This is a genomic window from Aquitalea sp. ASV11, from assembly GCF_016429185.1.
GTDB classification, from domain to species: Bacteria; Pseudomonadota; Gammaproteobacteria; order Burkholderiales; family Chromobacteriaceae; genus Aquitalea; species Aquitalea pelogenes.
Window position 1 is genome coordinate 22,249 of sequence record NZ_JAELUD010000033.1, and the last position, 21,514, is coordinate 43,762.

General features: G+C 61.4%; 18 protein-coding genes. 10 read left to right on the forward strand and 8 right to left on the reverse strand.

Features of this window, described 5'->3' with window-relative positions; translation table 11 throughout:
* The first annotated feature begins 294 nt into the window (after positions 1-294).
* The 4 genes from tauA to tauD are packed head-to-tail and all read left to right on the forward strand — an operon-like array spanning position 295 to position 3,855.
* Positions 295-1,290 (forward strand): taurine ABC transporter substrate-binding protein, encoded by a 996-nt coding sequence (gene tauA / locus JHD62_RS11980; protein WP_199103092.1) that lies wholly within the window; start codon positions 295-297, stop codon positions 1,288-1,290.
* 2 nt (positions 1,291-1,292) lie between these two features.
* The gene (gene tauB, locus JHD62_RS11985; RefSeq protein WP_045847932.1) at positions 1,293-2,084 is read left to right on the forward strand and encodes a taurine ABC transporter ATP-binding subunit; all 792 of its coding nucleotides are present in this window, start codon (positions 1,293-1,295) and stop codon (positions 2,082-2,084) included.
* Positions 2,081-2,962 (forward strand): taurine ABC transporter permease TauC, encoded by an 882-nt coding sequence (tauC, locus tag JHD62_RS11990; RefSeq protein ID WP_199103093.1) that lies wholly within the window; start codon positions 2,081-2,083, stop codon positions 2,960-2,962. The genes tauB and tauC overlap by 4 nt, the downstream gene beginning before the upstream one ends.
* A gap of 59 nt (positions 2,963-3,021) precedes the next feature.
* A complete protein-coding gene (gene tauD / locus JHD62_RS11995; RefSeq protein ID WP_062787079.1) occupies positions 3,022-3,855 on the forward strand; it encodes a taurine dioxygenase in 834 nt (277 codons plus the stop codon).
* A gap of 87 nt (positions 3,856-3,942) precedes the next feature.
* Here tauD and dbpA read toward each other — a convergent pair whose 3' ends face one another.
* Together dbpA and JHD62_RS12005 are read right to left on the reverse strand one after the other, a co-directional pair.
* Positions 3,943-5,328 carry an ATP-dependent RNA helicase DbpA gene (gene dbpA / locus JHD62_RS12000; RefSeq protein WP_199103094.1) on the reverse strand — a complete coding sequence of 462 codons (1,386 nt, stop codon included), beginning with the start codon at positions 5,326-5,328 and terminating at the stop codon, positions 3,943-3,945.
* Between the two features lie 158 nt (positions 5,329-5,486).
* Complete coding sequence (locus tag JHD62_RS12005; protein WP_199103095.1) at positions 5,487-7,115, reverse strand: methyl-accepting chemotaxis protein; 1,629 nt, start codon at positions 7,113-7,115, stop codon at positions 5,487-5,489.
* 240 nt (positions 7,116-7,355) lie between these two features.
* Here JHD62_RS12005 and JHD62_RS12010 point away from each other — a divergent pair, with 240 nt between their 5' ends.
* Both JHD62_RS12010 and JHD62_RS12015 read left to right on the forward strand, forming a co-directional pair.
* A complete protein-coding gene (locus tag JHD62_RS12010) occupies positions 7,356-8,603 on the forward strand; it encodes a TIGR03862 family flavoprotein (RefSeq protein WP_199103096.1) in 1,248 nt (415 codons plus the stop codon).
* Between the two features lie 166 nt (positions 8,604-8,769).
* Positions 8,770-8,982: a sigma factor-like helix-turn-helix DNA-binding protein gene (locus tag JHD62_RS12015; RefSeq protein ID WP_045847980.1), complete on the forward strand. Its 213-nt coding sequence runs from the start codon at positions 8,770-8,772 to the stop codon at positions 8,980-8,982.
* 49 nt (positions 8,983-9,031) lie between these two features.
* On the opposite strand, the gene JHD62_RS12020 is transcribed toward JHD62_RS12015, so the two are convergent.
* Positions 9,032-9,928, reverse strand: coding sequence for a LysR substrate-binding domain-containing protein (locus JHD62_RS12020; RefSeq protein WP_199103097.1), 897 nt, complete (start codon positions 9,926-9,928; stop codon positions 9,032-9,034).
* Positions 9,929-10,024: 96 nt separating this feature from the next.
* On the opposite strand from JHD62_RS12020, the gene lysA reads away from it, so the two are divergent.
* Together lysA and JHD62_RS12030 are read left to right on the forward strand one after the other, a co-directional pair.
* Entirely contained in the window at positions 10,025-11,410 is a 1,386-nt protein-coding gene (gene lysA / locus JHD62_RS12025; protein WP_199103098.1) for a diaminopimelate decarboxylase, read from the forward strand.
* 111 nt (positions 11,411-11,521) lie between these two features.
* Entirely contained in the window at positions 11,522-12,307 is a 786-nt protein-coding gene (locus JHD62_RS12030) for an ABC transporter substrate-binding protein (RefSeq protein WP_052694230.1), read from the forward strand.
* Positions 12,308-12,352: 45 nt separating this feature from the next.
* Here JHD62_RS12030 and JHD62_RS12035 read toward each other — a convergent pair whose 3' ends face one another.
* Positions 12,353-13,021 (reverse strand): hypothetical protein, encoded by a 669-nt coding sequence (locus JHD62_RS12035; RefSeq protein ID WP_199103099.1) that lies wholly within the window; start codon positions 13,019-13,021, stop codon positions 12,353-12,355.
* 181 nt (positions 13,022-13,202) lie between these two features.
* Entirely contained in the window at positions 13,203-13,751 is a 549-nt protein-coding gene (locus tag JHD62_RS12040) for an NADPH-dependent FMN reductase (RefSeq protein WP_199103100.1), read from the reverse strand.
* Between the two features lie 187 nt (positions 13,752-13,938).
* Here JHD62_RS12040 and asd point away from each other — a divergent pair, with 187 nt between their 5' ends.
* The gene (gene asd, locus JHD62_RS12045) at positions 13,939-14,787 is read left to right on the forward strand and encodes an archaetidylserine decarboxylase (protein WP_199103101.1); all 849 of its coding nucleotides are present in this window, start codon (positions 13,939-13,941) and stop codon (positions 14,785-14,787) included.
* A 302-nt stretch (positions 14,788-15,089) separates the two neighbouring features.
* Entirely contained in the window at positions 15,090-16,589 is a 1,500-nt protein-coding gene (locus JHD62_RS12050) for a GGDEF domain-containing protein (RefSeq protein ID WP_199103102.1), read from the forward strand.
* Between the two features lie 75 nt (positions 16,590-16,664).
* On the opposite strand, the gene prpF is transcribed toward JHD62_RS12050, so the two are convergent.
* The 3 genes from prpF to JHD62_RS12065 form a co-directional block, all read right to left on the reverse strand.
* Positions 16,665-17,858 (reverse strand): 2-methylaconitate cis-trans isomerase PrpF, encoded by a 1,194-nt coding sequence (prpF, locus tag JHD62_RS12055; protein ID WP_199103103.1) that lies wholly within the window; start codon positions 17,856-17,858, stop codon positions 16,665-16,667.
* A gap of 169 nt (positions 17,859-18,027) precedes the next feature.
* Complete coding sequence (acnD, locus tag JHD62_RS12060) at positions 18,028-20,628, reverse strand: Fe/S-dependent 2-methylisocitrate dehydratase AcnD (protein ID WP_199103104.1); 2,601 nt, start codon at positions 20,626-20,628, stop codon at positions 18,028-18,030.
* Between the two features lie 69 nt (positions 20,629-20,697).
* Positions 20,698-21,514: citrate/2-methylcitrate synthase (locus tag JHD62_RS12065; RefSeq protein ID WP_199103105.1), on the reverse strand; the 817-nt coding region annotated here is incomplete at its 5' end.

The window sequence follows — 21,514 nt, forward strand, 5'->3', positions numbered from 1 at the left end:
CTGACAAGTGCCTGGGCCTTGTTAATTGAAAAGCCAGCTTTTAACTGCATGGTATTTTCTCTGCGCTCTGGTTTAAATAGCCGCGGAACAAACTTTGCCCCCTGTTTGCTCCACATCAAGCCGATTGTGCGGTTTTGGCCGGCTCTCTGGGTTTTCAGCTGTTTTTGTGATTACTGTCAGGTTTTTCCTATTGCATTTTTTTGCTAAGTAAACCGTTTTTTCTTGCTTAGTTTTCCGATGGCTGCTTGCTAGATTGGTCTCCAGCAAACAAACCCACCAATAACGGAAAACACCATGACACAAGCCAAGACCAAGACGGTTCGCCTCTCCCTTATCGCCGCTTCCCTTGCCCTGTTCGGCAGCCTTGCCCATGCCGGTGATGCAGTCACCATCGCCTACCAGACCGGCATCGACCCTACCAAGATTCCGCAAGCCGACGGTACTTATGAAAAGGCCACCGGCACCCAGATCAACTGGCGCAAGTTTGAAAGCGGTTCGGAAGTGATTGCCGCCGTGGCCTCGGGCGACGTGGTGATCGGCAACCTGGGCTCCAGTCCGCTGGCCGCTGCCGCCAGCCGTGGCCTGCCCATTGTCACTTTCCTGGTGGCCGATGAAATCGGTGATGCCGAGGCACTGGTGGTGCGCAATGGCAGCAAGATTGCCAAGCCGCAGGACCTGATTGGCAAGAAAGTGGCCGTGCCCTATGTATCCACCACTCATTACAGCCTGTTGGCCTCGCTCAAGCACTGGAAGGTCGACCCGACCAAGGTGAATGTGCTGAACCTGCGCCCCAGTGAAATCACCGCAGCCTGGCAGCGTGGCGACATTGATGCCGCCTACGTGTGGGACCCGGCACTGGGCAAGATCAAGGCTAACGGCAAGGTGCTGACCAGCTCGGCACAGGTCTCCAAGTGGGGCGCCCCGACTTACGATATCTGGATCGTGCGCAAGGACTTTGCCGATGCCCATCCGGAATTCGTCAACAAGTTTGCCAAGGTATCGCTGGATGCCATCGCCGGCTATGTGGCCAATCCCAAGGCCTTTATCGCCAACAAGGACAATATCGACAAGATCAGCCGCCTGACCGGTGCAGCTCCGGCCGACGTGGTGCTGGGCTTGCAGGGTAACCGCTTCCTCACCCAGAAAGACCAGATCGCCCTGCTGCAAAAGCCTTTCGTGCAGGCCGTGGCCAATACCGCAGCCTTTTTGAAATCGCAAGGCAAGGTTGACAGCTTGCAGGCTGATTACAGCCCCTATGTCAGCAACCAGTTTGTGAAGGCAGCGAAATAATCATGGCCATCCTCTCCGCCAACAAGGTGAGCGTGCGCTATCCCGGTCAGGACCGGCCCGCCTTGTCCGAAGTGTCGCTGGATATCGGTCCGGATGACTTGACCGTGGCACTGGGGCCGTCCGGCTGCGGCAAGACCACCTTGCTGAACCTGTTTGCCGGATTTGTCCAGCCGGATGGCGGCGAGGTGCGCTTTGGTGAAGCCCGGGTGACCGGGCCGGGTGCGGACCGCGCCGTGGTGTTTCAGCACGACGCCTTGCTGCCCTGGCTTTCCGTGCGTGACAACGTGGCGTTTGGCTTGCGTCTGCAAGGTGTGGCCAAGGCCGAACGGCTGGCGCGGGCTGACGAGGTGCTGCGCCTGGTGGACCTGCCGGAAGCTGGCAGTCGCTACAGCTGGCAGCTGTCCGGCGGCCAGCGTCAGCGCGTGGGGATTGCCCGCGCACTGGCCAGCCATTCCCAAGTATTGCTGATGGACGAACCCTTTGGCGCACTGGATGCCTTTACCCGTGAGCAAATGCAGGAACTGCTGCTCAAGGTGTGGCAGCAGGCACGGCGACGCATTTTCCTGATCACCCACGATATCGAAGAGGCGCTGTTTCTCGCCACCGAACTGGTGCTGATGTCGCCGGGGCCGGGCCGCATAGTCGAGACCCTGCGCCCGGGCTTCAGCCAGCGTTACCGTGCCGGTGAATCGGCGCGGGCCATCAAGTCCGATCCGGCCTTCATCGCGCTGCGCGAGCAATTGCTGGCCACCCTGTTCGACCATCGCCGTCAGGCCGAGGAGATTGCCGCATGAATGCACTGGAACAGACACTGGAACAAAAACTGGCTGATGTCGCCGTCAGCAAAACCGTACCGGACGAACTGCCGGCCAGCAGCCCGCGCACCGGTAGCTCCCGCTGGCGGCAATACCGTCGCGGCTGGCTCAGCCTGATCAGCCTGCTGGCGGTGCTGGGCGGCTGGTGGGGGCTGTCGCACAGCGGCATGGTGCCGCCGCTGTTTTTGCCCGCACCCGAAGCGGTGGTTGCCAAGCTGATCACCGTCAGTACCCAGGGTTTCATGGATGCCACCTTGTGGCAGCACCTGGCGGCCAGCTTGCAGCGTATCGTGCTGGCCTTGCTGGCAGCGGTGTTGCTGGGTATCCCGCTGGGTGTGCTGATGGGCGTCAGCCCGGTGGCACGTGGCCTGCTGGACCCGCTGATTGAAGCCTATCGCCCGGTGCCGCCGCTGGCCTATCTGCCGCTGATTGTCATCTGGTTCGGTATTGGCGAGTTGTCCAAGGTGTTGCTGATTTTCCTGGCGGTGCTGGCCCCGGTCATCATTGCCACCAGTCATGGTGTGGCACAGGTCAGCCGTAACCGCCTGCGTGCCGCCCAGACACTGGGGGCCAGCCGCAGCCAGTTGCTGTGGTTTGTCATCCTGCCCGAGGCCTTGCCGGAAATCCTCACCGGCATCCGCATCGGCCTGGGTACCGGCTGGTCCACCCTGGTGGCGGCAGAGCTGGTGGCGGCCACCCGCGGGCTGGGTTTCATGGTGCAGTCGGCGGCGCAGTTTCTGGTGACTGATGTGGTGATTCTGGGCATTGCCGTCATCGCGTTGATTGCCTTTGCGCTGGAGCTGGGCTTGCGCCTGTTGCAGCGACGCCTCGCCCCCTGGCATGGCCAGCTGGACTAAAGATTTCATGGCCACTGCCAGAGGCGGCGGCCAGAACCGAATACTGCAAGGAATAGAAGATGAGTCTGACTCTTACCCGTTTGTCCCCGGCTCTGGGTGCGATTGTCGAAGGTGTGGATCTGGCACAGCCGCTGACTGACAGCCTGCAGCAGGAGATACAGCAGGCCCTGCTGCAACATCAGGTGCTGTTCTTCCGTAATCAGGACATCAGCCCGCGCCAGCAGCGCGACTTTGCCGCCCGCTTTGGCGATCTGCACACCCACCCCATCTACCCGCAACATCCGGATGCACCGCAGGTGATGATTCTGGACACCGACGCTTTCGACCTGAAGGACAATGCCATCTGGCACACTGATGTCACCTTCATCGAAACACCGCCTGCCGCTGCGGTGCTGGCCGCGCGCTTGCTGCCGGAGTTCGGCGGTGACACGCTGTGGGCCAGCAGCTTTGCTGCCTGGGATGCGCTGTCCGACCGGCTGAAAACCTTGCTGGAAGGGCTGACCGCCACCCATGACTTCACCAAGACCTTCCCGCTCAAGCGCTTTGGCCTGACCCCGGCCGACCGGGAAAAATGGGAACAGACGCGGCGCGACAATCCGCCGCTAAGCCATCCGGTGGTGCGCACCCATCCGGTAAGCGGTCGCAAGGGTCTGTTCGTCAATGGCGGTTTCACCACTGAAATCAACGAGTTGCCGGAAGAAGAGGGCGCGGCCTTGCTGGCCTTCCTGCTTGCCCATCAGGCGCGGCCGGAATTCACCATCCGCTGGCGCTGGCAGGCCGGGGATGTGGCGTTCTGGGATAACCGCTCCACCAGTCATTATGCGGTGGACGATTACCGTCCCAACCGTCGCATCATGCACCGGGCCACGATTCTGGGTGACAAACCCTTCTGAACAGACTCTGAGCAGCTTCTGGCTCTCTGTCGGAAAACAAAAAAGCCACCCCGCAGGGTGGCTTTTGCATGGTGCGTTGCGCAAGGCTTATTCGACAAAGCGCATCTTGAACAGACGGCCCTTGATCTTGCTGACCGACAGGCGTTCAAAAGCCTGCTGGGCGATGTCGCGCTGCAGGGCGACAAAGCTGGCACCTTCCAGCACGTTGATCTTGCCCACGTGGCTGCCGGCAATGCCGCCATCTCCGGTGAGCGCGCCCAGAATGTCACCCGGGCGCAGCTTGTCACGTTTGCCGCCGGCAATTTCCAGCGTCACCATGGCCGGAATCAGCTGGCCGCCCGGTGCCGGGGTCAGTTCCTCCACTTCCGCCCAGGTGAGCGGGGCCTTCTGGTAGTCCTCGATCTGCACCAGACGGCGGGCATCGCTTTCGCAGGTCAGCGTCATGGCCAGGCCATGTAACTCGCCACGGCCGGTTCGGCCAATGCGGTGGATGTGCACTTCCGGGTCGTGGCTCACGTCCACATTGATCACCAGGTCCAGTTCCTTGATGTCCAGCCCGCGTGCGGCCACGTCGGTGGCCACCAGCACCGTGGTGCTCTTGTTGGCAAAGCGCAGCAGGATCTGGTCGCGGTCGCGCTGTTCCAGATCGCCATACAGCGCCAGCGCGGAGAAGCCACGGCTTTGCAGGTCTTTCACCAGCTCCTTGCAGCGCTCCTTGGTGTTGCAGAAGGCCAGCGCGGAAGCCGGGCGTACGTGCTGCAGAATGCGGGTGACGGTTTCCAGCCGGGTTTCCGGCTTCACCTTGTAGAACCATTGTTCGATATGGTCGCCGCTGTGCAGCGCTTCCACCTTTACTTCCACCGGCTGGCGCAGGAACTGCGCGCTGGCCTTGCGGATGGTGTCCGGGTAGGTGGCGGAGAACAGCAGGGTCTGACGCTGGCGCGGGCAGGCGCGCACGATGCCGACGATTTCCTCGATGAAGCCCATGTCAATCATGCGGTCGGCTTCGTCCAGCACCAGGGTTTTCACCCCGGCCAGATTGAGCGATTCGCGGTACAGGTGATCCTGCAGCCGGCCAGGCGTACCCACCACGATGTGTGCACCATGCTCCAGCGAGGCACGCTGCGGTCCCATGGGCGAGCCGCCGGTCAGGGTCACTACCTTGATATTGTCGATGCTGCGTGCCAGTCGGCGGATTTCCTGCGCCACCTGGTCGGCCAGTTCGCGCGTGGGGCACAGTACCAGTGCCTGTACGGCAAACCAGCGCGGATTGATGTTGGCCAGGATGCCAAGGCCGAAGGCGGCCGTCTTGCCGCTGCCGGTCTTGGCCTGGGCGATCAGGTCGCGTCCGTCCAGAATCACCGGCAGGCTTTCGGCCTGGATGGGGGTCATGCTGTGGTAACCGAGGCTGTCCAGGTTGGAGAGCAGGGCTTCAGGCAGCCCGGTGAGGCTGGAAAAGGCGATTTTTTTCACGGACTTGGCGATATTCACGACAGAAACGGGCTGGCAGTGTAACAGCAGACGGCGCATTGGCCAAACCGGCTGTTGCGGATGTGGCTGTACCGCGCTGGTAGACACAAAAAACGCCAGCGGGCCGGGGCGCACTGGCGTTGCTTGCTCTTGCTGGTCTGCTACACCCTGAATCGGGCCACCGAGTCGTTCAGTCCGCCTGCCAGTTGTTCCAGCTCCTCTGCCGAGCGCACGGTGTGCTGGATGGCGGAGTCGTTGGTATTGGCCAGCTGGGCAATGCTGTCGATATTGCGGGTCACGCGTTCGCTGGCTTCACGCTGCTGTTCGGTCACCTGCACGATTTGTTGCAGGCCATTACGGACTGCCACCGCCGAGTCATTGGCTGCATCCAGTACGCTGGCCACCTGTGCCGCCGACTGATTGCTGGCCTGCAAGGAGGACAGGCTGGCGGCCACGGCATCGCGCACGGCTTCGGTCTTGTTGTTCAGCGCGTCGGTGACGCTGTCGATTTCGCGCGCCGACAGGGCGGATTTTTCCGCCAGCTTGCGCACTTCGTCCGCCACTACGGCAAAGCCGCGTCCGGCTTCGCCGGCTCGTGCCGCTTCGATGGCGGCATTCAGGGCCAGCAGATTGGTTTGTTCGGCAATGTCGCGCACCTGCTGCGTCATGCCGGTGATGGCGGCGGTAGATTGCACCAGCTCGGTTTCCGCTTCGGACATCATGGTGACGGCTTGCTGGATTTCGCCAACCTGCTGTTGCAAGCGGCTCAGGTTCTGGCGGCCCTGCTGCGAGCGTTGCAGGCTTTCATCCGACTGTTGCAGTACCTGTTCGGCATGGCGGGCAATGTCGCCAATATGCTGGGCCAGTTGCTCCACCGCCTGCGCTGCATCCTGCGACTGGCGATTCTGGGCTTGCGAACCCTCGGCCAGTCGTTCCGCGCCCTGACTCAGCTGGCCGGAAGACGAAGCCACGCTGCGCGCAGCGGTGCCAACCTGCCGTACCAGCTCGGCAATGGAACCCAGCATCTGGTTGAACAGGCTGGCAGTCTTGCCAATTTCATCCTGATGGCGCACTTCCAGCCGGCGCGTCAGGTCGCCTTCGCCCTTGGCCAGTTCAGCCAGGCCACCTGCCATGGCTTGCAGCGGCCGGGTGACAAAGCGGCGGATGAACAGGAACACCACCAGCATCAGCGGCAACGAGGCGATGACGGCAAACAGGATGCTCTGGTTGCGGAATTGGGCTACCGAAGCGTAGGGTTTTTCCAGTGAAATGCGCATGCTGACGGCGCCCAGCGGGGTACCTTCGCTCACCTGGTGACAGCTGATGCAGTTCTTGCCCAGGTAATTGCTGGCTGCGCGCGCGGGGTACACCACGTGCAGGTGTTCGCCCAGTTGCGGGCTGGATTCAATGGCCACATAGGGCTGGCCGCTGGCAAGGGCGGTCTTTTCTGCTTCGTCCGCAGCGTGCGCCTTGTCGCCGGCATTGCCGGGGCCAAACTGCTTGTTGACCGCGTCGCCGCGTACCACACGCAGTTCGCGCACGGCGGACAGTTCCTTGATCTGGTCCAGAAACACATCACGCTGGCCCACGGTGCCGGTCATCATCATGCCGGTGAGGCCTGCCAGCGTCATTTCGTTCATGCTGCTGGCAAGGTCCTTGGCCTGCGAGACCGCAATATCACGGCTGACCGTGGTTTCCCAGGCAATCAGCCCGCTCCATGCCACTACCAGACAGCACCAGATGGCGCTGGTCAGACGCAGCCAGATTGGCCATTCGGAAAATTTTTTCATTATATGTACGGGAGCCCCGCCTCCTTTTGTTGTTGCTTATGTTTTTATCCAGGCCGTCTCGACCTGCCACAACGGCCAGCGTAACGCACGTCATATTAACTGTGCTTGGTCTAAAACAAAATTTTTCCCCATTTGCAGTATGGATACGATGTGGCTTGGGCGAACGCGGGTTTTCTGCAACAATCCGCCCTCTGTCGACCGGCCCGCCGGTTTTGCCTTGTTCTTGCTGCAGGAGTTGTCATGTCGTCATCCCCATCTTGTTCACGTGTTGCCATCATTGGCGGAGGTCCGTCCGGCCTGATGGCAGCCGAGGTGCTATCCCGGGCTGGTGTGACGGTGACGGTGTATGACGCCATGCCCTCGGTGGGGCGCAAATTCCTGTTGGCCGGCGTGGGGGGGATGAACATCACCCATTCGGAACCCAAGGCTGACTTTCTCGGCCGCTATCGCGAACGGGAAAACGAGGTCGCCGCCTGGCTGCAGGATTTCGATGCCGACATATTGCGTGAATGGGTGCATGGTCTGGGGGTGGAAACCTTTGTCGGCAGCTCGGGCAAGGTATTCCCGCGCGAGATGAAGGCTGCACCGCTGTTGCGCGTCTGGCTGACACGCTTGCGTGAGGCCGGGGTGCAATTCCGGGTGCGCCATCGCTGGCTAGGCTGGGGCGATCAAGGCGCGCTGCGCTTTGCCACGCCGGATGGAGAGCTGGAAGCCCGTCATGATGCCGTGCTGCTGGCCTTGGGTGGCGGCAGCTGGAAAAAGCTGGGTTCGGATGGCAGCTGGCTGCCCGTGCTGGCCGAACGCGGTGTGGCGGTGCGCGATTTGCTGCCGGCCAATTGCGGTTTTGACTGCAACTGGAGCAGCCACTTTGCCGACAAGTTTGCCGGAGAGCCGCTCAAGTCGGTGCTGCTGGAGTTTACCGATCTGGCTGGTCATACCGTGCGCAAGACCGGGGAATGCGTGGTCACCCGCCACGGGGTGGAAGGTAATCTGATCTATGCCTTCAGCGCACCCATCCGCGATAGCTTGCTGGCCAATGGCAGTGCCACGGTGTATCTGGATTTGCTGCCACAAAAGAGTGCCGAGCAGGTGGCGGCGGAAGTAAAACACCCACGCGGCTCGCGTTCGCTGTCCAGCCATCTGCAAAGCCGCCTGAACCTGAAAGGGGTGAGGGCGGGCCTGCTGCGCGAGTGTCTGAGCAAAGAGGCATTCAACGACATGCAGCAGCTGGCGGCGGGTATCAAGCGCTTGCCGCTGACCATGCATGCCACCCGGCCCATCGACGAAGCCATCAGCACAGCGGGCGGAGTACGCCTGGAAGCGCTGGACGCAAGGCTGATGCTAAAAGACATGCCGGGCGTGTTCTGCGCCGGTGAAATGCTGGACTGGGAAGCCCCTACCGGCGGCTATCTGCTGACCGCGTGCCTCGCCAGTGGCCGCGCCGCCGGGCAAGGCATGCTGGACTGGCTGGCCGCAAGGGGCCGCTGAGCCAGCCTGGTCTTTCTTCCCGCTTGCAAAACTGTCCGTGCATTTTTTTTGCAAGCATCTATGCTGAATTTACCGGCCCCGGCAAGTGGTTTTACCGGGGTTGCCAGTGTCTGCTGCACTGGCTGGAGCATCATTCCCCCACCCCATGATGTCGGAGATCAGCGCCATGAAACTCGACGATTTCAATCAGGTAGCCGACCTGATCGGCCTGAAAAAGCGTTCGCGTGAAGCCGTCTGGCTGATGGAAGTAGAAGGCATGACCGGCTACTTCGCCGCCCAGCAGATGGATATCAGCGAATCCACCGTATCCCGCGCCCACACCCGTTTCCGTCAGGCACTGCGCAAGCTCAATGCCCTGTCCACGCATTTGCCTTTGTGATTTCTCCTGTGTTGTTGACTTGTCGCCCGGCCTCCAAGCCGGGCTTTTTCTATGGCGCGTGGCAAATGCCGCCAGCCTGCTCGCGCAGCCATGACAGCAAATCCTGCAGGCCCGGATGCTCGGCATAGCTCTCCGGGTAGACCAGCCAGTAACCGGAACCGGTATGCAGTGGCTTGTCGAAAGGGCAGACCAGCCGGCCTTGTTCCAGCTCGTCCTGCAGCAAGGCCATGTCACCGATCGCCACGCCCAGCCCACTGGCGGCCGCCGTCCACGCCAGGTGGTGCAAGTCCACCACTTGATGCTTGTAGGCGGCAAGTGTGTGTATGCCCCGGGTATCCAGCCAGGCAACCCATTCCTCATAGTCGCGAGTGGTGTGAAACAGGGTGTGGCCCGCCAGGCTGTCCACACCGGACAGTTCAGTCCGCATGGCAGGGGAGCACACCGGGCTGAGCACCTCGGGTAACAGCAGCTCGGCCTGCATGTTCGGCCATTGTCCGCGCCCGAACAGGATATAGGCCTGATGGCTGTCCGGGTCCAGCACCTCCGGTTCGTACACCATGCTGTCGATGCGCAGCTGGGTAAGCGGGTGCTGCTGGTAAAAACTGCCCAGCCGCGGCATCAGCCAGCGTACGGCAAAGCTCACATATACCTGCAGGCTGAGGATGTCGCTGCGGGTTTTGATCTGCCTGTCCACTTCCTTCAGTTTTTGTACCACCTCACGCGCCACCGGCAGCAGGGTCTGGCCTGCCGGTGTCGGGCGTATCTGCCGGTGCTGCCTTTGCAATAGCGCGGTGGCGTAGTGCTGCTCCAGCAGGCTGATCTGCTTGCTGATGGCACCCTGGGTCAGAAACAGGCGGCGTGCGGCTTCGGTAAAGCTGCCGGTGTCGATGACGGTGACAAAGGCGCGCAAGGCGGTGAGCGAGGGCAGGTGGTGGGTTTCATTCATGACGGAATGGAATGGTTTAATGCCAATTATTCGTTCGTGAAAACTAGGCGATTTCCGTATGTTTGGCAACAAACAACACAACATGACGGAGCGCACATGCATCACGATTTCGATTCCCAACGGCAATACACCCTGCAACACGACCGCCGTCTGTCTGCTGCTGATGGACAGTTGCAGATGGAGGGGGTGGGGCTGGCCGCGCTGGCCGCAGAATTCGGCGCACCGCTATTCGTGTATTCCGCGCCGGAAATCCGCCGCAATGTCGACGAAATCAAGCAGGCCTTTGCCAGCCATGCCAATACCCGCATCTGCTACGCCTCCAAGGCTTGCTCCTTGCTGGCGGTATTGCAGGTGGTGCGCGAATCCGGCATCAGCATCGAGGCCAATTCGGCCAATGAAATCCGCCGCTGTCTGGCCGCTGGTTTTGCCGGCAGCCAGATTGTGTACAACGGCGTGGTGAAGCGTGATGAGGAACTGGAATTCGCCATTCGCCAGCAATTGCATGCCATCAATGTCGACAGCGAGCACGAATTGCTGGCCATCGACCGCATCAGCCGTCAGCTGCAAATTCCGGTACGCATCTGCCTGCGGGTGGAGCCCAACGTCAAGGCCGCCACCCATGAAGGCCTGATGACGGCATTCCGCGCCAAGTCCGGGGTGGATCTGGCCGATGCCGAAGGCATTTGCCGTCAGGCACTGGACATGCCCTATGTGCAGCTGTGCGGCCTGCACATGCATGTGGGTGACCAGGTGCCAGATGCCGAGCCGTTTGGCGCGGCCACCCGCGTGCTGGTGGATTGTGCCCGTCAGCTGGAAGCGGCACTGGGTGTGCGCTTTGACATGATCAATGTCGGTGGTGGCATTCCGGCACCATACCGCTACGCCACCGACCGTGGCCTGGGCGGGCCGGACAATATGCAGCCGCAAATCGGCGCCAATGAATTTGCCGCTGCCGTCATCCGCGAAGTACACGCCTGGCGTGACGATATCGAAATCTGTATCGAGCCGGGCCGCAAGGTGGTGAGCAGTGCCGGGGTATTGCTTACCCGCATGGTGACCGCCAAGCGCAAAACCCTGTTGCGCGAGGATGGCAGCGTGGAAGGCCAGGTGCAGTGGTGCATGCTGGATGCCGGCTTCAATGCCATTCCGGATTACAAGGACTGGTACTTCTATGTCTACAACGCCAGCCGCATGACGGACAGCCACAATCAGCCCGTCAAGCTGGGTGGCCCCTTGTGCGATGGTGGCGATTACTTCCGCCATGGCCCGCTGGGTGAGCAGTTCCTGCTGCCCGAAGCCAGTGCGCCGGGTGATGTGCTGGCCTTCCTGGATGTGGGTGCCTACCAGCTGGAAAACCAGACGGTCTACAACGCCCAGCCGCGTTCCGCTGCCGTGCTGATTGACGGGCCCGGCCAGTACCGCCTGATCCGCCGTCAGGAACGCTTCGACGACATGTTGTTGCTGGAGCGTGACCTCTGCTGATGGTCAGAACCCTTTTGCCCTACCGCCACGCTCCTTGACTGGTGTGGCGTGATAACACCAAGCCGTCCCTTGTCGTGCGTTTGTCTACTCACCCAGTCCGGAGGAATGAAGATGAAGCTGCAATCCTGGTGTGCCGTGTTGTTGTCTGCTGTCGCCCTGCAAGCGGGAGCGACGGACCTGAACAATCTGCGTATCGGCATGGATGCCACCTATCCGCCGTTCGAATCGCTGAACCCGGCGGGGCAGATCGTCGGCTTCGAGGCAGACCTGGCAGCTGCCCTGTGCAAGGAAATGAAAGCCCGCTGCAGTCTGATCAATCAGGACTGGGATGGCATCATTCCCGGGCTGATGGCCAAGAAGTACGACGTGATCATGTCGTCGATGACCATTACCGCCGAGCGGGCCAAAACAGTCAGCTTTACCGAGCGCTATTTCCGTACGCCGCAGCGGCTGATTGCCGCCAAGGGCAGTCCGCTCAGGTTTACGGTGGAGGGGATGAAAGGCAAGCGGGTGGGCGTGCAGCGTGGCACCACGGCCGACATGTACCTGAGCAAGTTCTGGGGACCGCGCGGCATGGATGTGGTGCGTTATGAGGATCAGGACAAGGCCTATGCCGACCTGGTGAATGGCCGGCTGGATGCCAGCTTCCAGGACGAGCTGCAAGTGGAAGCGGGTTTTCTCAAGAGCGAACCGGGCAAGGGTTTTGCCTTTGTCGGCCCGTCCATCAATGGTGACAACGCTGCTGAGCGCGAGGTGCTGGGCTCCGGTGCCGGCATGGCGGTGCGCAAGGAAGACAAGGCCTTGCTGGACAAGCTGAACAAGGCCATCAGCGCCGTGCGCGCCAATGGCACTTTCAAGAAGCTGAGCGTGCAGTACTTCGGCCGCGATATTTACTGACACGACTGGTGTTCCCGCAGCCCGGTCACGGACTGCGGGCATGCTTCAACTGCTCGCGTTTTGTGTGGCCTGCTGTTGGTCCTGCTGCAAGTCCGGGCGGATCAGCGTGTAGTCGTTATTGCTCGGCAGGCCGTTTTTCTGCCAGTCATCCAGCGTAGCCATGATGGCATCCCGCGTCTGGTTGCTGATGTCCGGCAGGTTGCCGCCAAATGCCTTCTTGGCTTCGTCAAAGCCCTGCTGCACAGCAGCGCGAATGGTATCTATCTTGCTGGGGTCGTTGCCTATGCCCAGCCGGGCAAAGTCCAGAATGCGCCGCGCGGTGTTCTTGATGCCCAGCTCGCCATCTTCCGACACTGCCTGGGTGGCTTCGGCCTTGGTCTGCGGGTCTACAGTCAGTTTTTGTTCGCCGCTCACCACCTTGTTCCATTGCAGGCCCTGCTGCTGGACCAGATTGCCCAGCAGCTTGAGGAAGTCCGACACCTGCTGGTTGGACTTGGCCAGCAAGGCTGGTACATCCACCGGCGTGCTGCTGCCCGTGGTCGGTTTGCCATAGGTGAGGGCGCTGTTGTCCTGACTGTTTTGCCCCAGCGTGACCACTTCGTCCACGGTGAGGCTGCTGCTGCTGATGCTGTTGCCGGTTTTGCTGTCGGTAATGGTGCTGCTGCTGTAGCTGGCATTCAGCAACAGGCTGCTGTTGACGCTGTTGACGGTCATGGGAGGCTCCTGCTGAAAACGGAGAAGGACGCCAGCCTGTGCATGGCGCCGGGTCTGCGTGCCGTATGGCTTGCGGCAGATGTCTGTATATCGGCAGGATGGAGGTAAAATTGAGTAAAAACAAGATAATGCGCTGTCCCGCAGCCGGGTGTGGAACAGCGCAGGGCGTGCTGCGGTGCGATCAGGCTTTCAGTTGGGCGGCCCAGGCTTGCAATGCTTCCAGCTGCTGCACCACCAGGCCTTGCAGGCGCTCGTCGGTGAGGTTGCCTTCGGCATCAAAGCCGCCGGCAAAGGCATTGGCAAACACTTCCGGCTTGTTCAGCGGGTGCAGGTCCAGATAGACGCAGCTTTGGCGCAGGTGGTACTGCGCGCGTGAAGTACCCATGCCGCCGCCAGCGCCCACAATGGCCACGGCCTTGCCTGCCAGCAGTTTGTTTTCTGGCTCGCGCGAGGCCCAGTCCAGTGCGTTTTTCAACGCAGGTGCCATGGAGTAGTTGTATTCCGGGCAGCCCAGCAGCAAGGCATCAGCCTTTGCCAGTTGAGCCAGCAGTTGTTGCACTGCGGCCGGTTTCTCAGTGATGTCGGCGTTGTAGAACGGGACCTGACTGATGTCGGCAATTTCGATCTGGATGCCGGCTGGCGCATGTGCCTTGGCGTAGCGCAGCAGACCCATATTGGTGGAGGCACGGCGCAGGCTGCCGCAAATGGCCAGAACGTTCAGTGTGCTCATCGTGGTTCCTTGTGTGAGGAAAGGGGGCAGAAGAGGTAAAGCCCGTCTGCATTCTAGTTAGCGCATCCATGGCTTTCCAGTGCTGACGGTCAGTGATCTGCTGCGCAGGCAATTGCAGCTTGCCGTTTCGCATTCACTGGCAGTCCGGCTTATAATGTGCGGCTGTCCGCATTCAAGGTTTTACATCGTGTCCGAACGCTTTGCCGTATGGCTGCAATATCTTCTGCCCAAGCAGGCTTTAACCATTCTGGCCGGCAAGCTGGCAAGTGCCGAAGCCGGCAGCCTGACCACGGCGGTCATCCGCTGGTTTGTCGGACGCTATCAGGTGAACATGGCCGAAGCGGCCAATCCGGATATCAGCAGCTATCCCAGCTTCAACCAGTTTTTTACCCGCCCGCTGCGTGCCGGGGCGCGGCCATTGGCGGCTAGCGCGCTGATTTGTCCGGTGGATGGTGCCATCAGCCAGTTTGGTGCCATTCACGCTGATCAGATCTTCCAGGCCAAGGGCCATGCTTACTCCACCACTGCGCTGGTGGGTGGTGATGCCGAGATGGCGGCACGCTATCAGGACGGCCAGTTCGCCACCATTTATCTGAGCCCGCGTGATTACCACCGCATTCACATGCCGTGCGACGGACGTTTGCTCAGCATGACTTATGTGCCTGGTGCGCTGTTTTCGGTGAACCCGGCTACTGCGCGTGGCGTGCCCGGACTGTTTGCCCGTAACGAGCGGGTGGTGTGTGAATTCGAAGGCCCGCATGGCCGCTTTGTGCTGACGCTGGTGGGCGCCACCATCGTTGGCAGCATGGGCACGGTCTGGCACGGTATTGTCAATCCGCCGCGTCCGGGCCGCATTCAGCATTGGGATTATCAGGACCAGCAAATCACGCTGCGCAAGGGCGAGGAGATGGGCCGTTTCCAGCTGGGCTCTACAGTGGTGTTGCTGTTCCCGGCCACGGCTGGCCTGCATTTTGAGCAGGACTGGCAACCGGCACGACCGGTGCGTCTGGGCGAGAGCATGGCGGACACGGTCTGAATGCCATCCGGTTTGGACATGGCGTGCATGAACCCGGTTTGGCCGGGTTTTTTCATGTCCAGACTGGTATGAGACCGGGTGTGCAGTCAATATGCAACAGCTGTCCATGCAATATCATGCGTCTGTCGCAACTGGGCAGGGGTAATGCCGCAGTCGGGTGCAATATCCCTGCTGAGCAAGGGTTAATTATGCTAATGTCACTGCCGCGCCTTGCCTGTGTTCCAGGTTTGTTCCGCCGCCCAGCCCAGTGTTGGTGGCAAGGCAGAATGATTTTTCAATCCCGTTGTGAGCCTTGATTCACCATGAATACCGACGCTGCCGGCTCCTCATCTTCCGTGCTGTCCGTTCCTGCGGCTTTTGCCAGTGCACGCGCATCCTTTGCCAGCCCCTGGCGTTTGTGGCAACAGCTGTCGGTACGTGAGCGCTGGCTGTTGTTTGGCGCGTGGCTGGGCAGTCTGCTGGTTTCGCTGGGGCTGGGTGTGCTGTCGGTGGTGGATAACTGGTCTGGCATGCCACTGCAATTTGGTGGGGTGACGGTGTATATCACCGTCTACCCGGCCTTGCTGATCAGCCTGTGGTGGAGTTTGTGCATTGGCTGGTGGTGGGGGGCGATTCCAGCCTATCTCACCACCTTGTCGCTGGCCTTGTATGCCGGCATGGCCTGGCAGTGGGCGGTACTGTTTGCCTTTGCCGACCCGTTGGGCGTGGCAGTGATTGCCCTGGGGTTTCGGGCCCTGCCGATAATGCGTGGACTGCGCAGCCTGGAGTCGCTGCTGCATTTTGTCCAGCTCTCCTTTGCCGGCAGCATTTTCAGCTCCAGCGGCGCGCTGATCTGGACCTACAGCAATCATCAGCCTTTGTCGGAATTGCTGCCCATCTGGCAAGGCTGGTGGCTAGGCTTTTTCCTGCAGAACCTGTTGCTGGTGGGACCTATCCTGGCGTGGTCCTGGCTGCGGACCGAGCGCTGGCTGTATGCGCGCTTGCCGCAGGTGCAGGGCAGTGATGGCGAATCGCGCCATCTGGTGGTGGTGCTGCTGGTGTTGGTCAGCGTCGGGGTACTGGTGTTTGGCTATTTGTCGCTCAGCCTGGGCAGCAGCCTGTTGCTGGGGCAGTTACAACGGGGGCTGGCTCCGGAAGTGCACCAGGCGGCGCTGGTGATGACCCAGACCGGCTGGGTGTTCTTCTGGGTGTTCGCCCTGATCGTGCTGTTCAATGCCTTTTTTGCCTACCGCCTGTTCCTGCACTGGCAAGGGCGCAACCAGCAACTGCTGGATGCCTTGAAACAGAGCAATACCTATCTGGCACAACTGGTGCGGCTGGACGGGTTGACCGGCCTGCTCAATCGCCGTTCCGGTGACGAAGTGTTGCAGCAGGAGTGGTTGCGCTGCCAGCACTCCGGCCAGCAAGCGGTGCTGATCATGCTGGATATCGACCATTTCAAGCAGGTGAATGATGAGTTCGGCCACGATGTGGGCGATCTGGTGATTGCACAGGTAGCCATGGTGTTGCAGGAGCATATGCGCCTGCACGATACCGCCATCCGTTACGGTGGCGAGGAGTTCCTGCTGGTGCTGCCCGATTGCACTCTGGAAAATGCCGCGCTGCTGGCCGAAACCCTGCGTCAGCAAATGGCGGCACGCACGGTGCATGCCAGTCAGGCCGATATCACGGTAACGCTGAGCCTGGGGGTGGCGGGTGCCTCGCTGTTGATGGCCGACAAGGCCGCCTGGGTGAAGCAGGCTGACATGGCGCTGTATCAGGCCAAACGTGCCGGGCGCAACCGGGTGGTGGTGGCAGGCTGATGCTGGCCATTACCCAATGAAAAATGGCCACCCAGGGGTGGCCATTCTTGTTGGCTGATTTGCTGATTTCAGCGCTTAGAAACTGTCGCCGGGAATACGCACCCAGCCTTCCATCAGCACGCGGGCGCTGCGGCTCATGATGGCCTTGCTGACCTGCCATTGGCCGTCCACCAGCTTGGCTTCCGCACCTACGCGCAGGGTGCCGGAGGGGTGGCCAAAGCGCACCGACTGGCGTTCGCCACCTCCGGCGGCAAGGTTTACCAGCGTACCGGGAATGGCCGCAGCCGTGCCGATGGCCACCGCAGCGGTGCCCATCATGGCGTGGTGCAGTTTGCCCATGGACATGGCGCGCACGCGCAGGTCGATGTCGCTGGCAGCAATCTGTTTGCCGCTGGAAGCGGTATAGCCATCCGGCGGGGCGACAAAGGCAATCTTGGGGGTGTGCTGGCGGGTGGCCGCTTCGGCAAGGTCCTTGATCAGGCCCATGCGGATGGCACCGTGGGCGCGGATGGTTTCAAAGCGGGCCAGTGCGGCGGCATCGCCATTGATGGCTTCCTGCAGTTCGCTACCGCTGTAACCCAGTTCTGCTGCGTTAAGGAAGATGGTGGGGATGCCAGCATTGATCATGGTGGCCTGGAAGCTACCCACGCCCGGAACATCCAGCGTGTCCACCACATTGCCGGTGGGGAACATCGCGCCGCCGCCATCGCCTTCGCCCTCGTCGGCCGGGTCGAGGAATTCCAGCTGTACCTCGGCAGCCGGGAAGGTGACGCCGTCCAGTTCGAAATCGCCGGTCTCCTGTACTTCACCGTTGGTGATGGGTACATGGGCGATGATGGTCTTGCTGATATTGGCCTGCCAGATGCGTACCGTGGCCACGCCATTGGCCGGAATGCGGCTGGCATCGACCAGTCCGCTCATGATGGCAAAGGAGCCGACGGCGGCGGACAGGTTGCCGCAGTTGCCGCTCCAGTCGACAAAGGCCTTGTCGATGGCCACCTGGCCAAACAGGTAGTCCACATCGTGATCGGGCCGGCTGCTCTTGGCCAGGATCACTGTCTTGCTGGTGCTGGAGCTGGCGCCGCCCATGCCGTCGATCTGCTTGCCGTAGGGATCGGGGCTGCCGATCACCCGCATCAGGATGGCATCGCGCACCGGGCCGGGCTGCTGGGCCGCGGCAGGCAGGTCTTGCAGGCGGAAAAACACCCCCTTGCTGGTGCCGCCACGGATATAGGTGGCAGGAATGCGGATTTGTGGAGCATGGGCCATGCAGTCTCTCCTGTCATGCTGTGGGCAAGGCCGTCAACAGGCATTGCCGGAATAGGGTGGCAAGCAGCAGGGCGGCTGCGAAACCGATTTCGCGCCGCCCTGCGGTTTGGGGCTGCTCTGGGTCCGGCCTGCCGGCAGGGACATACCCGCAGGCCGGGAGCAGCAAAACTCAAACGGTGGTGGACTCCAGGAAGTCCTGGGCAAAGCGCTGCAGCACGCCGCCAGCCTGGTACACCCGCACTTCGGCGGCGGTATCCAGACGGCAGGTGACCGGAACTTCCAGCGTTTCGCCATTGCGACGGTGAATCACCAGTGTCAGCGTGCAGCGCGGCGAGATGTCGCCCTTCACGTCGTAGCTCTCGGTGCCGTCGATGCCCAGTGTCTTGCGGTTGCTGCCCGCCTTGAATTCCAGCGGCAACACGCCCATGCCCACCAGGTTGGTGCGGTGGATGCGCTCGAAGCCTTCGGCCACGATGGCTTCCACCCCGGCCAGCCGCACGCCCTTGGCCGCCCAGTCACGCGAGCTGCCCTGGCCGTAGTCGGCACCGGCAATGATGATCAGCGGCTGCTTGCGCGCCATATAGGTTTCTATGGCCTCCCACATGCGGGTGACCTTGCCTTCCGGCTCGATACGCGCCAGCGAACCCTTCTTCACTGCGCCATCCACCACGGCCATTTCGTTCACCAGTTGCGGGTTGGCAAAGGTGGCGCGCTGGGCGGTCAGGTGGTCGCCACGGTGGGTGGCGTAGGAGTTGAAGTCCTCCTCCGGCAAGCCCATCTTGGCCAGGTATTCACCGGCAGCCGAACTGGGCAGGATGGCGTTGGACGGCGACAGGTGGTCGGTGGTGATGTTGTCCGGCAGCACCGCCAGCGGCAGCATGCCCTTGAGCGTGCGCTCCCCGGCCAGTGCGCCTTCCCAGTAGGGCGGACGACGGATGTAGGTGGACATCGGACGCCAGTCGTACAGCGGGCTCTTGGCTTCTTCCACCTGACCCAGATCGAACATCGGGATGTAGATCTGCTTGAACTGCTCCGGTTTCACGCAGCGCGCCACGATGGCGTCGATTTCATCATCGGACGGCCACAGGTCCTGCAGGCGGATTTCCTTGCCATCCACCACGCCCAGCACGTCTTTTTCGATGTCGAAGCGCACGGTACCGGCAATGGCATAGGCCACCACCAGCGGCGGCGAGGCCAGGAAGGCCTGCTTGGCATAGGGGTGGATACGGCCATCGAAGTTGCGGTTGCCCGACAGTACGGCGGCGGTGTACAGGTCGCGGTCTATGATTTCCTGCTGGATTTTCGGGTCCAGTGCGCCGGACATGCCGTTACAGGTGGTGCAGGCATAGGCGACGATGCCAAAGCCCAGCTTTTCCAGTTCCGGCAGCAGGCCGGCTTCTTCCAGATACAGCCTGGCCACCTTGGAGCCCGGAGCAAACGACGTCTTCACCCACGGCTTGCGCAGCAGGCCCAGTTCATTGGCTTTCTTGGCCAGCAGGCCGGCAGCCACCACATTGCGCGGGTTGCTGGTGTTGGTGCAGCTGGTGATGGCGGCAATGATGACCGCGCCATCCGGCAGCAGGCCTTCGGCTTCTTCGGCGCGGGCCTTGTCCAGGTCAACCGCAATGCCGCGCTCGGCCAGTGCCGAGGTGGGCAGGCGCTTGTGCGGATTGGACGGGCCAGCCATATTGCGCACCACGCTGGACAGGTCGAACTCCAGCACGCGTTCGTATTGCGCGCTTGCCAGGCTGTCGGCCCACAGGCCGCTCACCTTGGCATAGTTTTCCACCAGTGCCACTTGCTCGGCTTCGCGGCCGGTCAGCTTGAGGTAGTCGATGGTTTGCTGGTCGATATAGAACATGGCAGCGGTGGCGCCATATTCCGGGCACATATTGGAGATGGTGGCACGGTCGCCGATGGACAGGCTGGCAGCGCCATCGCCAAAGAATTCCACATAAGCACCGACTACGCGCTCCTTGCGCAGGAACTCGGTGAGCGCCAGCACGATGTCGGTGGCGGTAATGCCGGGCTGGCGCTGGCCGGTGAGCTTGACGCCGACGATGTCCGGCAGACGCATCATCGAAGGATGGCCCAGCATCACGGTTTCCGCTTCCAGGCCGCCCACGCCGATGGCAATCACGCCCAGCGCATCCACGTGCGGGGTGTGGCTGTCGGTGCCGACACAGGTGTCGGGGAAGGCCACGCCGTCGCGCACCTGAATCACCGGCGACATTTTTTCCAGATTGATCTGGTGCATGATGCCGTTGCCGGCCGGAATCACGTCCACATTCTTGAAGGCAGTCTTGGTCCACTCGATGAAGTGGAAACGGTCTTCATTACGGCGGTCTTCAATGGCGCGGTTTTTTTCGAAAGCCTGCGGGTCGAAACCACCGCACTCCACGGCCAGCGAGTGGTCGACAATCAACTGGGTCGGCACCACCGGGTTCACCAGCGAGGGGTCGCCACCCTTGTCGGCAATGGCGTCACGCAGACCGGCCAGGTCGACCAGTGCGGTCTGGCCCAGAATGTCATGGCACACCACGCGCGCCGGATACCAGGGGAAGTCCAGGTCGCGTTTGCGTTCGATCAGTTGCTTGAGCGCGTCGGTCAGCAGTTCCGGTTCGCAGCGGCGCACCAGTTGCTCGGCCAGTACGCGCGAGGTATAGGGCAGGGTGGCATAGGCGCCGGGCGCAATGGCGTCAACGGCGGCGCGGGTGTCGTAGTAGTCCAGCTGGCTGCCGGGCAATCGGGTGCGGTAGTTTTTGTTCATGGCGTCGCTAAAACTCTCAGGGTGGAAGCAAAGCGGGGAGCTATCCTTGCGGCTTAGCTCCCCTGACCATCAGCGTTGTGCCAGCGGCACGAAAGCCTGATCGTCCGGGCCGGTGTAGTTGGCCGACGGGCGGATGATCTTGCCGTCAATGCGTTGCTCGATCACGTGTGCGCTCCAGCCGCTGGTACGGGCAATCACGAACAGCGGGGTGAACATGGCAGTCGGTACGCCCATCATGTGGTAGGACACGGCGGAGAACCAGTCCAGGTTGGGGAACATCTTCTTGATGTCCCACATCACGCTTTCCAGGCGCTCGGCAATGTCGAACATCTTGCTGTCGCCAGCGGCGGCGGACAGGTTGCGCGCCACTTCCTTGATCACCTTGTTGCGCGGGTCGGAGATGGTGTACACCGGGTGACCAAAACCGATCACCACTTCCTTGCGTTCCACGCGGGCCTTGATGTCAGCCTCGGCTTCATCCGGATTGTCGTAACGCTTCTGGATTTCAAACGCCACTTCATTGGCACCGCCGTGCTTGGGGCCGCGCAGCGCGCCAATGGCACCGGTAATGCTGGAGTACATGTCCGAACCGGTACCGGCAATCACGCGGCTCGTAAAGGTGGATGCATTGAATTCGTGCTCGGCGTACAGGATCAGCGAGGTATGCATCGCCTTCACCCATAGCTCGGACGGCTTTTCACCGTGCAGCAGGTGCAGGAAATGGCCGCCGATGGAGTCGTCGTCGGTTTCCACGTCGATGCGCTTGCCGTTGTGGCTGAAGTGGTACCAGTACAGCAGCATGGAGCCGAAGGAAGCCATCAGGCGGTCGGCGATGTCACGCGCACCGGCGATGTTGTGGTCGTCCTTTTCCGGCAGGGTGCAGCCC

What these genes read in the sequence shown, in the direction of transcription:
- tauA (WP_199103092.1), top strand. Translation starts at nt 295, where the DNA reads ATGACACAAGCCAAGACCAAGACGGTTCGCCTCTCCCTTATCGCCGCT.
- tauB (WP_045847932.1), top strand. Translation starts at nt 1,293, where the DNA reads ATGGCCATCCTCTCCGCCAACAAGGTGAGCGTGCGCTATCCCGGTCAG.
- tauC (WP_199103093.1), top strand. Translation starts at nt 2,081, where the DNA reads ATGAATGCACTGGAACAGACACTGGAACAAAAACTGGCTGATGTCGCC.
- tauD (WP_062787079.1), top strand. Translation starts at nt 3,022, where the DNA reads ATGAGTCTGACTCTTACCCGTTTGTCCCCGGCTCTGGGTGCGATTGTC.
- JHD62_RS12005 (WP_199103095.1), bottom strand. Translation starts at nt 7,115, where the DNA reads ATGAAAAAATTTTCCGAATGGCCAATCTGGCTGCGTCTGACCAGCGCC.
- JHD62_RS12010 (WP_199103096.1), top strand. Translation starts at nt 7,356, where the DNA reads ATGTCGTCATCCCCATCTTGTTCACGTGTTGCCATCATTGGCGGAGGT.
- JHD62_RS12015 (WP_045847980.1), top strand. Translation starts at nt 8,770, where the DNA reads ATGAAACTCGACGATTTCAATCAGGTAGCCGACCTGATCGGCCTGAAA.
- JHD62_RS12020 (WP_199103097.1), bottom strand. Translation starts at nt 9,928, where the DNA reads ATGAATGAAACCCACCACCTGCCCTCGCTCACCGCCTTGCGCGCCTTT.
- lysA (WP_199103098.1), top strand. Translation starts at nt 10,025, where the DNA reads ATGCATCACGATTTCGATTCCCAACGGCAATACACCCTGCAACACGAC.
- JHD62_RS12030 (WP_052694230.1), top strand. Translation starts at nt 11,522, where the DNA reads ATGAAGCTGCAATCCTGGTGTGCCGTGTTGTTGTCTGCTGTCGCCCTG.
- JHD62_RS12035 (WP_199103099.1), bottom strand. Translation starts at nt 13,021, where the DNA reads ATGACCGTCAACAGCGTCAACAGCAGCCTGTTGCTGAATGCCAGCTAC.
- JHD62_RS12040 (WP_199103100.1), bottom strand. Translation starts at nt 13,751, where the DNA reads ATGAGCACACTGAACGTTCTGGCCATTTGCGGCAGCCTGCGCCGTGCC.
- JHD62_RS12050 (WP_199103102.1), top strand. Translation starts at nt 15,090, where the DNA reads ATGAATACCGACGCTGCCGGCTCCTCATCTTCCGTGCTGTCCGTTCCT.
- prpF (WP_199103103.1), bottom strand. Translation starts at nt 17,858, where the DNA reads ATGGCCCATGCTCCACAAATCCGCATTCCTGCCACCTATATCCGTGGC.
- acnD (WP_199103104.1), bottom strand. Translation starts at nt 20,628, where the DNA reads ATGAACAAAAACTACCGCACCCGATTGCCCGGCAGCCAGCTGGACTAC.